Origin of the sequence: Corynebacterium sp. MSK310, from assembly GCF_030227355.1 — a bacterium.
GTDB classification, from domain to species: domain Bacteria; phylum Actinomycetota; class Actinomycetes; order Mycobacteriales; family Mycobacteriaceae; genus Corynebacterium; species Corynebacterium rhinophilum.
The window spans coordinates 423,766-436,107 of record NZ_JASPFZ010000001.1; the positions used below are offsets into that span (position 1 = coordinate 423,766).

Below are 12,342 nucleotides of genomic sequence, written 5' to 3' on the forward strand. Positions count from 1 at the left end.
CATTGAGCACTGGGGAGAGTAGACAACGTGGTGGCATCACGATCCACGCCGAGCCGGCAGGATGCGGCGGTAGAAAGGCTCACCAACCTATCCTTTGCGCTGCAAGGAGCGGCGAATTCGGGTGGTTCACCGGACCGCTCCGCGGCGTGGATTCGCAGCCACGTCGCAGGCTATAGCGATAAATCCGACGAGGCTTTTACCAAGGCCCTGGCGCGCGATATCGCCACTTTGCAACGCGCCGGAGTCCCCATCGTGCACACCGGTGGGGAAGACGGCGCCTCATACCGCCTCGACCAAAGCAATTACCAGCTCCCACCGGTGGAATTTTCGCCGGAAGAAGCGATGGTGCTAGGTATCGCAGGGGGAGTGGGAACCCCGGGTGGATTGAGCGATTTCTCCCTGTCCGGGTGGACCAAGATCGCCGCCTCGGGCGCTTCTCGCAACCTGGAGGGCGCGCCCGTCTATACCGCGGTCAATGACATCACCCGCCTTGCCCCCGAGGTCATCACCTTCGTCCTCGCCGCCGTGCGAAATAAAGTCCGCATTACCTTTGCCTACCGCCCCCACCCGGCAGCAGAGACAGTGCGCCGCACCATGGATCCCTGGGGAGTGGTCAACCATCAAAGCCGCATCTATATCGTTGGCTTTGATGTGGACCGCGCCGCCCCGCGCGTCTTCCGGGCCTTAAGGCTTTCCGATATCAAAAGGTCGCACCAACCGGCTGAGCATATCGAGCCGACGGTGGACATCGACAAGCTCGTCAAAGAGGCGCTACAGCGCGGCGAAAAGGTGGATGTGACCCTGCATATCCCTGAAGGTCAAGCCCAAGAGCTAGAAAGCGCGGGGGAGCGCACCGCCGAAGGCACCGTAGTGCTGACCGGGGTCCAAAAAGATTGGTTGGTGCGCACCGCAGCGGGCTATGCCCCAGAAGTAAAAGTGCTCGATCCCCCTGAGGTGCGCACTGACATCATTAACCTTTTGCGCGCAGCCGCCAACCACAACGGAGCTGAGTAAACCAATGGCCGATGGATCTCATAAACTGCAAGCGCTCGTCCGGTCGCTGAACCTCATCCCGTACTTCCAAAACCATCCGGATAAAACCCCGATGGAGGCGGCCGCGGATTTGGGGATGGACCCAGGAGAGCTAAAAGATGCCGTGGACCGGCTATTTTGCTCTGGGACCGGCCGCAATACCGAAGAGCTCATCGATCTCTCTTTCAGCTACCGCGATGGGGTCACCATCTACAATGACCAAGGTCTGGGACAAGCATTGCGGCTTACGCCGACCGAGGCGGGCGCGCTCTTACTTACCCTTGAGTCCCTCGAGGCTATGCCTGGGCTGTTGGATGCGCGGGCGATTAAGTCTGCCGCGGCGAAATTGCGCTCCATTATGGATGAACGCACGCTGAGCATCTATGACACGTTATCGACGGTGGACCCGCAAGAATCCGACATCCAGGCAACTTTGAACCGCGGGCTTAATGAAAAACGGCGCATCCGGATGCGCTATTGGAGCGCTTCATCTAATAAGGAAACCGAGCGCCTGGTAGATCCGGCCCGGATTTTTATCGTGGATGCCGAGCCCTATCTCGCGGCGTGGGAAGAAGAAAAGCAGGGGCACAGGACCTTTCGTATTGACCGCATCAAGCATGCCGAGTTGACCGAGGAGACTGCTCATCCGCGCCTTAAAGAGCTGGATTTCGACGCTGCAGCACCCTTTAATTTAGGTACGGCGGATTCCGTGGAATTAATCATTCATGAAGAATTCACCTGGCTTGCAGAATACTACGATATGCAACTAGGCAAACGCCTGGAAAACGGCGCTATAGCTGCAACGATGCAGGTGGGGTCCGTTGATTGGCTGGTTCGTTTCACCCTCGGGCAGGCCGATAGGTTTCGCGTTATAGCCCCTCAATCTATTGTGAATCTCATTGCGGAACGCGGAAATGCCGCGTTGAAGGGCTATACTTAAAATTCAGTTACTGCACGCACATGCGTCTTAAAATTGCCTCGCGAATTTTCCCGCGAAGTCAGGGAGCGCGGCGGCCATCTGGCGCAGGCAAAGAAGAACCGAAAGAGGATCTTATGACCTTAGGACCATTGGAAATCGGCCTGATTGTTCTCGTCATCATCTTGCTATTTGGCGCGAAGAAATTGCCGGATCTTGCTCGTTCCATGGGCCGCTCGATGCGCATTTTCAAATCTGAGGTCAATGAAATGCAATCGGAGGATACCAAGCGCTCTGAGACCCAAGCTCAACTGAGCCAGAAGCGCCAGCAGTCCGATGAGGAGTTCTGGAACCGCCCAGATATGCAGCCTGGCCACCAGCAGGGAAACTCTTCCTCCCAGAATTAACGCCTGCCAGCTAAAAAGGCGAACACGCTCTGCCTATGCACTCGTCGGCCGTGCCGGAGACCGGCCCTCAGAAATCGAGTGGGCAGGGTAGTGTTCGCTCTTGTGCGTTGAAAGAGCCAAATTGATGTCCTCACAGTCCAACCCTGCCGGTGAACACGGATCCCGCGTGCGCCGCAAGCGGCGAGGTTTTTCACGCAAGCCCAAGAACCCAACGGGCGAGATGACCTTAGTGCAGCACCTGCAAGAGCTGCGGCGAAGGATCATTATTTCCTTGCTTGCCTTGGTTATCGGCGCGATCATCGGTTTTATTTGGTACCAGCAGGCGCCCTTCCGGATTCCACCGCTGGGAGAAATCCTGCGCGAGCCTTATTGCTCATTGCCGGAAGATAAACGAGCCAACTTCAATAACGATGGCGAATGCCGCTTGCTTGCCACCAGCCCCTTCGAGATGCTCATTTTGCGCCTGAAGGTCGGTGCGTTGGCAGGTACGGTTATTTCGTCCCCAGTCTGGCTCTACCAGGTGTGGGCATTTATCGTGCCAGGCCTGCATAAGAATGAGCGCCGCTACACCTTGAGCTTCGTCGTTGTGGCCGTCTCCCTCTTCCTCGCGGGTGCCATCTTGGCCTACTTCATCTTGTCCGTGGGCTTGGAATTCCTCGTCGGCATTGGCGCTGAGTATCAAACCGCAGCATTAACTGGTGAGCGATACTTCTACTTCCTCTTGGCGCTGTTGCTCATCTTTGGCATCAGCTTCGAGATTCCGCTGTTAATCGTCTCGCTCAATCTCATCGGCGTCTTGGAATATAACCACGTTAAGGATAAGCGCCGCATCGTCATCGTCGTGGTGATGATCTTCGCCGCCTTCGTGACCCCAGGCCAAGATCCCTTCACGATGGTGGTATTGTCCGCCAGCCTGATGCTGCTTATTGAGATTGCCTTCCAGTTCTGCCGCATTCACGACAAGCGCCAGAACCGGCAGCGTCCTGACTGGCTGGATCTTGATGATGAATCCGCGTCTGCGCTAGACGAAAGCCCCACTGGTGTGGGCGGGCCCGCGCCTGTCGATGCCCCGTCGGGCGTATATGCCTCGCCTAAGCCTGCGGCAGCTGGGGCGTCATCGCAGACCGTCCGCACGGAAGATCGGGCTTCGGATAGCACTTCCCAACGGGCTGAGGATCGCAAGGGTCCGCAGCGACCTACCGATGAAGGTGGCTTTTTCGACGATGTGCTTTAAGCACGGGTAGCCTTGTGAGATATGACTGAAACTCACCTGGATACCTTCGCCGCCGGCCTCCCATACCCCTTGGATGAGTTCCAGGTGCAGGGGTGTGAGGCGGTAGAAAATGGCCAAGGGGTGCTCGTTTGCGCCCCTACTGGTGCAGGTAAAACCGTCGTTGGCGAGTTCGCCGTGTCTTTGGCACTAAGCCGCGGCACGAAGTGCTTTTATACCACCCCGATTAAGGCGCTGAGCAACCAGAAATACCACGACCTCGTCGCTGAGCACGGTGAGGATGCCGTCGGTCTGCTTACTGGCGATGTCTCCATTAACGCCGATGCCGAAATCGTGGTGATGACCACCGAGGTGCTGCGCAATATGATCTACGCGGATTCTCCCGCGCTGGATAGACTTACTCACGTGGTCATGGATGAAATCCACTTCCTTGCGGATGCCTCCCGCGGCGCGGTCTGGGAAGAAGTCATCTTGAACTTGGCGGACCACGTACCCATCATTGGGCTGTCTGCCACCGTGTCCAATTCCGAGGAATTCGGTGAATGGCTCGCCACGGTCCGCGGCGATACCTCTGTCATTGTGACCGAACACCGGCCGGTCCCACTTGATCAATGGATGATGCTGGGCCGCAAGATTTACCCGCTTTTCGAGCCGGAATCCGGCGGCCAGGTCAATTCCGAATTAGAGCGTCGCATTCAGCGCTTGGAGGCAGGCGATAGCGATGATGGGCGCGCGGACTATAAATCCGGCAAGGGTTTTCGCGCGAGGGCGCACCACAAGAGCGGCGGGCGCAGCGAATTTCATGGTAAAGCGGGCGGGCGTTCCGGTTCCTCCCGGCCGCAAGATCGCTACCGCCCCTTAGGGCGCCCTGAGGTGCTGAAGGTGCTGCAATCGCAAGATATGCTGCCCGCGATTACCTTCATCTTTTCCCGCGCCGGTTGCGATGGCGCGCTCTATCAGTGCCTGCGCAGCAGGATGGTGCTGACGACGCAAGAAGAAGCAGAAGAGATCAAGGCCATTGTCGATGCCGGCGTTGAGGGCATTCCGGAAGAAGACCTCCAGGTCCTAGATTTTCGGCGGTGGCGCGAAGCGCTCTCCCGTGGCTTTGCTGCCCACCACGCCGGGATGCTGCCGGCATTTCGCCACATCGTAGAAGATCTCTTCGTCCGCGGTTTAGTACGCGCCGTATTTGCTACCGAGACCCTTGCCTTGGGCATTAATATGCCCGCCCGCACGGTGGTGCTCGAGAAGTTGATCAAGTTCAATGGCGAAGCACACGTGGATCTCACGCCAGGCCAATACACGCAGCTGACCGGGCGCGCTGGCCGGCGCGGAATCGATACCCTGGGCAACGCGGTCGTGCAGTGGGCACCGGCTATGGATCCGCGTTTTGTCGCCGGTTTAGCTTCAACGCGCACGTATCCGCTCATTTCTACGTTTGCGCCGGGCTACAACATGGCCATCAACCTGCTGGGCATGCTCGGCTTTGAGGACTCGCTGCGGCTACTGGAAAAGTCTTTTGCACAGTTCCAGGCCGATGGTTCCGTGGTGGAAGAAACCCGCGAATTAGAGCGCGCGGAGCATCGCGTGCGCGAATTGCGTGAGCAGCTTGATGATGCCGTGGATGCCCTCGCACCACCAGCCAAGGACGGCGAGGATCCCGCCGAGGTGCTCATGGATTATATCCGGCTACGCCGCGAGCTGACGGCGGAAGAAAAGCAATCCAAGGTCGATAAGGAACACCAGCGCACCCAGGAAGTAGTCGCGGTGCTAGCCCGCCTACAATTGGGCGATGTCATCGCGCTTGCCGGAAAGAAGCGGCCCACTCTTGCCGCGGTGGTCACCCCGGCCAACCAGACTGAGGATCCTCGCCCGTGGGTGACCACGGAATCTGGGTGGTCAGGACGCATCGATGCCACTGGTATTAGCAATCCGCCGATTCAACTGGGCCGTATTAAGATCCCGAAGCCGGTGCGGAAGAATCCGCGGCGCAATACCAAGTACATCCAAGATGTCTTCCACCGCGAAAAGTTTGACCGCCCAAAGCGGATGAAGTCGAAGCCGCGCCTGCGACCCAATAAGCGGGTAGGCGAGTTGCGCGATGCCATTCGCGAGCACCCTGCACACGAGTGGCCCGCCACCGACAGGGAGCAACTGGCCGGCGTGGCGCAGAAGTTGGCGCGCCGCGAGCGCGACCTCGAAAAGCTGCAGGCCAAGGTGAATAAGGCGACCGATACATTGGGCCGAACCTTTGAACGCATCGTGGATCTGCTCGCGGAGATGGACTATGTCGAGTTCTCTGGTGCCGGCAATGATCGCACGCCGGTCATCACTGAGGAAGGCGAGCGCCTGGCAAAGATTCATAGCGAATCCGATCTGCTCGTTGCCCAATGCCTGAAGCGAGGCATTTGGGATGAGCTGGATCCGGCGGAATTGGCCGGCGTTGCATCTCTGTGCTGCTTTGAAAATAGGAAGGCCACTGGGGGCCAGCCGGAGGCGGCAACGGATCGCATGGCCGATGCCATGAATGCGACCTGGCGCATCTATACCGAGCTCGGCGCCGATGAACGCCGCCACCGCCTGCCCCCAACGCGCGAGCCTGAAGCCGGATTTGCGCTGGCCATTCACCAGTGGGCGGCGGGTGCGCCCTTGGGCTATTGCATGGCGGCGGCCAATGAAGCGGGCGCGGAGCTTACTCCCGGTGATTTCGTGCGGTGGTGCCGCCAAGTTGTGGACCTCCTGCAGCAAATCGCCAAGACTGGCTACGATGGCCAGATTCAGCGCAATGCGCGCCGCGCAATCGACGCCATTCAGCGCGGGGTTGTCGCGATCGGGGCTTAAGCTAGCCCGTCCTACTGACTAGTAGACTGTGGGGCATGACTACTCAGGCTTTTTCTCCCGAAGTATATTCGCGCCGACTCTCGGCAGCGCAGGAAGCGGCCGCCCAGCAGGGCATTGACCTTTTGCTGATTGGCACCGGCCCTGATTTTGCCTACCTGACCGGTTCGTGGGTATCGTCCCACGAACGCCTGACGGTGTTAGCCGTTCCCCAAAGCGGTACGCCGTGGATAGTCTCGCCGAATACGGATATTACGGATATTAAATCGGCGCCCGTCGGCAAGCTCGATGTGGAACTGCGCGGGTGGAATGACGGCGATAATCCCTACGAGCTCGCCCTCAAGGGCGCTGCGCCGATCAAGAAGGTCGCGCTGGGACAATCCCTGACGGCAGACCATATTCTGCAGTTCCAGGCGCGCGTGCCCGAGGCGGATTATGTCCTTGCCACCTATGCGCTCGCGGAGCTTTTCACCCGCAAGGATGAGGCGGAAATCGCGGAGCTGCGCAAGGCCGGCCAGGCTATCGACGCCGTGCACGCCCGGGTTCCTGAGCTCCTGCAGCCCGGCCGCACCGAGGCCGAGGTGGCGCATGAACTGGAAAAGCTCATCCTCAAAGAGCATTCCATCATTGACTTTGTCATCGTAGGTTCTGGCCCGAATGGCGCCAATCCGCACCACAGCTTCTCTGACCGGAAGCTGGCTGCGGGCGAGCCCGTTGTCGTGGATCTCGGGGGTACCTTGCCCTCCGGCTATCACTCCGATTGCACCCGCACCTACGTCGTAGGCGGCGATCTCAGCCAGGCGCCGCAGGACTTCCAAGACGCATATGCCGTGCTTTACGATGCCCAAGCGGCCGCCCGCGCCGCCGCCAAGCCCGGCAGCACGGCTGAAGAAATCGACGGGATTGCTAGGAAGGCTATTGCCGATGCCGGCTGGGGCGATAAATTCGTCCACCGCACCGGCCACGGAATTGGTCTCTCGACCCACGAAGAGCCCTTCATCATGGAGGGAAATGACCTAGCGCTGGAAGAGGGCATGGCCTTTTCCATTGAGCCAGGCATTTACCTAGAAGGCCAGTGGGGCATGCGGCTGGAAGACATCGTGGTACTTACCAAGGATGGCTACGAGTCCCTCAACGTCGTTGAACGCGAAGTGCGTTAAGTGGCTGGCGTACTGATCCTGGGCGGGCGCAGCGATATCGGCGGCGAAATCGCCCGACGCGTGGCCCGCGGTAACGACATCGTCCTCGCCGCCCGCGGGACCCACGGGCTGGAGGAGATTACCGCCCAGCTTAAGGCCGCAGGTGCACGCAGCGTCCACCAGCTGTCCTTTGACGCGGAGGATTTCTCCCAACACCGCCAGATCTTTACCGAGGCCAAGGAACGCGTCGGCGCCATCGAGCTGACGGTGGTCGCCTTCGGCATCCTGGGGGATCAAGACAAGGCGGAATCCGACCCGTCCCACGCGGCACAGATCGCCACCATCGACTACACCGCCCAAGTCTCCGTGCTCACGGTAGCGGCGCAGTCGATGCCGCGCGGCCATATCGTGGCCTTTTCCTCCATCGCTGGGTGGCGAGCCCGTCGCGCCAATTATGTCTACGGTTCCACCAAGGCCGGACTGGATGCTTTTTGCCAGGGCCTCGCGGACAGGTTGCACGGCAGTGGGCTCGGGCTGATTACCGCGCGCCCCGGGTTCGTCATTGGGTCCATGACCCAGGGGATGAAACCGGCCCCGCTATCGGTGCGGCCAGGCGATGTCGCCGATGCCGTCGTTGCCTGCATAGACAACGACGACCGCCGCGGTCAGGCGCGCAGCCACACCCTGTGGATCCCGAAGGCCCTGCAAGCCTTGGCCTGGGTCATGCGGTTGGTGCCCCGGCCCGTGTGGCGGCATATGCCGCGTTAGCCGGCCTCGCCGTCCCGCAGCAGGGGCGAATTGATATCGAAGATGAAACCGCGCGGGGCGAGCACGCGGAGGACGACCTCGGCATCGCCCTCTGCGATGTCGTGAAAGACTAGGCCTCCCCACGGGGTGACCGTGATGTCCACTTCTAGCTGACCGATAAGCTGCGCGAACTGCGCCGGGATGGCGCCTTGGTAGACCCCCGCACCAAGGTCGACCACGCCTTCTGCCTGGTGCTCATCCAACCAGCCAATGGGGCCAGGCTCCGCAGCGAGTTCCGCACCAGCCGCCCCAGTACCCTTCGCCTCAGTGCCTTTTGCTTCGGTGCTCCTCGCCTCGGTGCGCAAGGCACCGAGGCGACGGAGGTGGGCTGCGGCATCGGCAAGCGAGAGGCCCGCGGTCGGGCTGTTGGTGGCGGGGGAATGGGTGATGTTTAAGGTGGCATCGTCAAGCAGCTGCATACTGACCTGCGCGGCAGAAACCGGCAGGTCGTCGGCGTCAGTGGTAATCGCGAGCGACTCCAAGCCCGGCTGTTCGGTATTCAGGTGCGCGGTCAGCTGGCGCGCTGCCTGCTGCGCCGCGGGAGCAAGGGGAGAGGCCAGCACGGGAATGTGGAAGCTTAGCAGCTCTAATTTATCCAGCTCCGCCGCGAGCTGGGCCTTGTCTGTAACTCCCCGCAACTCGATGGCGGAATTGGGGCGAATATAAACGCTGCCATCGGCCCAGTGCGCCGCGCAATAACCCAAATGGATCCAATCATTAGGGCTGGTAAAACCGCCCACAACGTGCAGGCGCAGGCAGGTGCCGGACTCGGGATGCTGGAAAAATTTGGGGTAATGCATAGCTTGCCAGTGTAGCCGGTGAGAAGCCCTGCGCCGGGATCGAGTGTTGCCAGCATATCGTCAGCTTTGCTCGTTAAACTGGAAGCTATGCCGTTTTTATATCTCGTCCTCTATATGCTGGCGGAAACCCTAGCGTTTTGGGCCGTCGCCGAGTGGATTGGCGTCTTTTGGGCGCTCATTGCCCTGTTCATCACCATGTTCTTTGGTATGTCCATCGCCGGCATCGAGGTGCGCCGGTTGATGGGTAAACAAGTAGAGCAGGCCGGTGACGGGACCTACTACGTCCGCGATAACGATATGGGCAAAACCGCCGGGAATGTGGGCCTCACCCTGGCCGGTGGCATGCTGCTGTCCCTGCCCGGATTTTTGACTAGTTTTATGGGGATCCTGCTCATCTTCGCCCCAACGCGGTCGCTCTTTCGAAAGTTTATGGCCGTATCCATCTACCGCAAGGTAGAGAAGATGGGTGTGCGCATCTACGAGGCATCGCCCATGGCACAGCAGCACGATAGCTATGGCAATTTTGGATCCTTTGGGGAATCGTCTGGTCAGAGCGACTCCCACGAGGTAATCGACGAGGAAGAGCTGCGCAACTGGTCCGAGAACCTAGATCCTGATGACTTCGGTCCCCGCGGCGATGATAATTCGCAGGATGGAAAATAAGTGGCCATATTTTTCGCCCGCTTGGTCATAGCGGGCATCTCTGGTGCGCTGACCTTTACCGCTGTTGAGCCGCGCGGCTGGTGGTGGGGCGCGATTATTGGCATCGCCCTGCTGTATGTGAGCCTGATGCCGTGGCGTGACCGGCAGGTGCGCGGTTCCTTAGGCGCCCTGTTGGCGGTGACACACGGGCTGATTCTGTACCTACTGAGCCTGCCCTGGATTGGCGAGTTGGTGGGGACCATGCCCTATGCGGCGCTTGCTATCTGGCTTTCGGTCTATGCCATCCTTTTAGGGACATTCGGGGCCGCTGTGGCGCGGTGGCGATACGGATTCCTGGTCTTTCCCTTCGTGTACCTCGCCGTAGAGGTCCTGCGTTCCTCGGTTCCCTTCGGCGGCTTCCCTTGGGTCAAACTGGCGTGGGGACAAATTGAAGGGCCCTTAGCCAATCTCGCGCCGTGGGGCGGGACCTCACTGATTACGGTGGCAACGGCATTGTGTGCTTGCGGCCTTGCCGGCTTATTGCTGCGCGGTGGGCGGGTAAAGATCGCTGCTGGCGCCGCCCTTATTCTCCCACTCATTGCGGGACCCGCGGCCGAGCGCGGCATCGATCCCGCAGACACCAAAGTGGGAGATACCAACGTGGCGGCCATCCAAGGAAACGTGCCGCGCAGCGGTTTGGACTTCGCTGGGCAGCGTCGCGCGGTCCTGAATAACCACGTCCAGGAAACAGAGAAACTCGCGCGCCGCGAAGACGATATTGATCTGGTGATCTGGCCGGAAAATTCTTCCGATATCGATCCTTTCCGCGACGGCGAAGCAGCCCAGGCCATTAGCGGTGCCGTCGATGCCATCGACGCTCCCGTGTTGGTCGGTACCGCCACCCGCGATGAGGTGGGCGCGCGCAATACCATGCAAGTCTTTACCCCCAGCCACGGTGTGGGCGATCACCACCATAAGAAGTACCTGCAACCGTTCGGTGAGACCATGCCCATGCGGGACTTCTTCGCGCATTTCTCGGACTACGTTGACCTTGCTGGTGATTTCAAGGCAGGGGACGGGCCCGGTGTGGTCTCCATGAATTCCGTCGCGGTAGGTGTGGCGACCTGCTACGAGGTCTCCTTCGATAATGCCTTCCACGAATCCATCAAAAACGGTGCGCAGATTCTTACGACGCCAACCAATAACGCCACGTTCGGCTTTTCCGATATGACGTACCAGCAGCTGGCCATGAGCAGGCTGCGGGCGCTCGAAACCGACCGCGCCGTCGTGGTTGCAGCCACCTCTGGAGTCTCCGCACTCGTGCACCCAGATGGTAGCGTGAGCCAATCCACGGAGCTATTTGAGCCCGCGACACTGGTAGAAAGCCTGCCTCTAAAAACCGGTGAAACATTTTCGGTGCGCTACGGTTCGCTCATGCAGTGGCTGATGGTTATTATTGGTACCGTCTGCGCACTCGTTGCCGTGCGTACCAACCGATTGGGTCGTACACCTCGCGGTGTCGGCGCTAAAGAAAAGTAGGAGCATTAATTACTGTGAGCACTCTTGATTCTGCGACGCTGGTTATCATCCCAACGTATAACGAGATTGAAAACCTTCCCCTGATTACCGGCCGCGTCCGCGAGGCGCTGCCAGAGGTTCACATCCTCGTTGTGGATGATAATTCCCCCGACGGCACCGGCGAGAAGGCCGATGCTTTCGCAGCAGAAGATGACCACATTCACGTGCTGCACCGCGAGGGCAAGGGCGGCCTTTTGGGCGCCTATATCGCAGGCTTTGAATGGGGACTGGAGCGCGACTACCAGGTCCTTTGTGAAATGGATGCTGATGGCTCCCACGCCCCAGAACAGCTGCACCTGCTGCTGGAAGAGATTGACAAGGGCGCGGACCTCGTTATCGGTTCCCGCTACGTGCCGGGCGGCGAGACCGTCAATTGGCCGGCATCCCGCGAGTACCTGTCCCGCTTGGGCAACCTCTACATCTCTTTCGCGCTCGGTACCGACCTGTCCGATATGACCGCCGGCTACCGCGCCTTCCGCCGCGAACTCTTGGAAGACATTGACTTTGATGAGCTGTCTAAGGCCGGTTACATCTTCCAGGTGGACTTGGCCTTCCGCGCAGTCAAGGCTGGATACGATATCCGCGAGGTACCCATCACCTTCACCGAGCGCGAGTACGGCGAGTCCAAGCTGGATGGTTCCTTTGTCAAGGACTCTCTCTTCGAGGTAACCAAGTGGGGCGTGGCCCACCGCGCGGAGCAGGTGAAAGATTTTGCCGGCGAGATGTCCAAGCTGGCGGACCACGAGGTCAAACACGGCTCCGTTCACAATGCTGGCCAGAAGGCGCGCAACGGTGTGGGCTGGGCCACCAATTTGGCCAATGAGCTGGGATACTTGGTCAAGCACCAGGTGGGCCAGCTGACCAAGAAGAAATAACCTAGGCAGCTAAAAAGCCCGTACCCCGTGCCAATATGGCAGCCAGGGTACGGGCTTAAATTAATTCCGCTTGAGCC

At 59.6% G+C, this 12,342-nt stretch carries 11 protein-coding genes; 10 read left to right on the top strand and 1 reads right to left on the bottom strand.

Features of this window, described 5'->3' with window-relative positions; translation table 11 throughout:
* Positions 1 to 27 precede the first annotated feature (27 nt).
* The 7 genes from QP891_RS01985 (at position 28) to QP891_RS02015 (ending at position 8,331) form a co-directional block, all read left to right on the top strand.
* A complete protein-coding gene (locus QP891_RS01985; protein WP_284770667.1) occupies positions 28 to 1,014 on the top strand; it encodes a helix-turn-helix transcriptional regulator in 987 nt (328 codons plus the stop codon).
* A gap of 4 nt (positions 1,015 to 1,018) precedes the next feature.
* Positions 1,019 to 1,972, top strand: a complete 954-nt coding sequence (locus QP891_RS01990) for a helix-turn-helix transcriptional regulator (protein ID WP_284770668.1) — start codon at positions 1,019 to 1,021, stop codon at positions 1,970 to 1,972.
* Positions 1,973 to 2,085: 113 nt separating this feature from the next.
* Complete coding sequence (tatA, locus tag QP891_RS01995; protein ID WP_284770669.1) at positions 2,086 to 2,355, top strand: Sec-independent protein translocase subunit TatA; 270 nt, start codon at positions 2,086 to 2,088, stop codon at positions 2,353 to 2,355.
* 124 nt (positions 2,356 to 2,479) lie between these two features.
* Positions 2,480 to 3,589 (top strand): twin-arginine translocase subunit TatC, encoded by a 1,110-nt coding sequence (gene tatC, locus QP891_RS02000; RefSeq protein WP_284770670.1) that lies wholly within the window; start codon positions 2,480 to 2,482, stop codon positions 3,587 to 3,589.
* 21 nt (positions 3,590 to 3,610) lie between these two features.
* Positions 3,611 to 6,427 (top strand): DEAD/DEAH box helicase, encoded by a 2,817-nt coding sequence (locus QP891_RS02005; RefSeq protein ID WP_284770671.1) that lies wholly within the window; start codon positions 3,611 to 3,613, stop codon positions 6,425 to 6,427.
* Positions 6,428 to 6,462: 35 nt separating this feature from the next.
* Positions 6,463 to 7,584 (top strand): M24 family metallopeptidase, encoded by a 1,122-nt coding sequence (locus QP891_RS02010; protein ID WP_284770672.1) that lies wholly within the window; start codon positions 6,463 to 6,465, stop codon positions 7,582 to 7,584.
* On the top strand, positions 7,585 to 8,331 hold the full coding sequence (locus QP891_RS02015) for an SDR family oxidoreductase (protein ID WP_284770673.1): 747 nt from the start codon (positions 7,585 to 7,587) through the stop codon (positions 8,329 to 8,331). It abuts the gene before it with no gap.
* On the opposite strand, the gene QP891_RS02020 is transcribed toward QP891_RS02015, so the two are convergent.
* Positions 8,328 to 9,170: a precorrin-3B synthase gene (locus QP891_RS02020; protein WP_284770674.1), complete on the bottom strand. Its 843-nt coding sequence runs from the start codon at positions 9,168 to 9,170 to the stop codon at positions 8,328 to 8,330. The two genes, QP891_RS02015 and QP891_RS02020, sit on opposite strands and share 4 nt — an antisense overlap.
* Positions 9,171 to 9,257: 87 nt before the next feature.
* Here QP891_RS02020 and QP891_RS02025 point away from each other — a divergent pair, with 87 nt between their 5' ends.
* From QP891_RS02025 to QP891_RS02035, 3 genes are read left to right on the top strand one after another with little or no spacing between them, the layout of a single operon-like run.
* The gene (locus QP891_RS02025; RefSeq protein WP_284770675.1) at positions 9,258 to 9,833 is read left to right on the top strand and encodes an FxsA family protein; all 576 of its coding nucleotides are present in this window, start codon (positions 9,258 to 9,260) and stop codon (positions 9,831 to 9,833) included.
* On the top strand, positions 9,834 to 11,351 hold the full coding sequence (gene lnt / locus QP891_RS02030; protein WP_284770676.1) for an apolipoprotein N-acyltransferase: 1,518 nt from the start codon (positions 9,834 to 9,836) through the stop codon (positions 11,349 to 11,351).
* Positions 11,352 to 11,365: 14 nt separating this feature from the next.
* The gene (locus tag QP891_RS02035) at positions 11,366 to 12,265 is read left to right on the top strand and encodes a polyprenol monophosphomannose synthase (RefSeq protein WP_284770677.1); all 900 of its coding nucleotides are present in this window, start codon (positions 11,366 to 11,368) and stop codon (positions 12,263 to 12,265) included.
* Positions 12,266 to 12,342 lie beyond the last annotated feature (77 nt).

Coding starts and splice junctions, on each gene's coding strand:
- QP891_RS01990 (WP_284770668.1), top strand. CDS start 1,019: ATGGCCGATGGATCTCATAAACTGCAAGCGCTCGTCCGGTCGCTGAAC.
- tatA (WP_284770669.1), top strand. CDS start 2,086: ATGACCTTAGGACCATTGGAAATCGGCCTGATTGTTCTCGTCATCATC.
- tatC (WP_284770670.1), top strand. CDS start 2,480: ATGTCCTCACAGTCCAACCCTGCCGGTGAACACGGATCCCGCGTGCGC.
- QP891_RS02005 (WP_284770671.1), top strand. CDS start 3,611: ATGACTGAAACTCACCTGGATACCTTCGCCGCCGGCCTCCCATACCCC.
- QP891_RS02010 (WP_284770672.1), top strand. CDS start 6,463: ATGACTACTCAGGCTTTTTCTCCCGAAGTATATTCGCGCCGACTCTCG.
- QP891_RS02020 (WP_284770674.1), bottom strand. CDS start 9,170: ATGCATTACCCCAAATTTTTCCAGCATCCCGAGTCCGGCACCTGCCTG.
- QP891_RS02025 (WP_284770675.1), top strand. CDS start 9,258: ATGCCGTTTTTATATCTCGTCCTCTATATGCTGGCGGAAACCCTAGCG.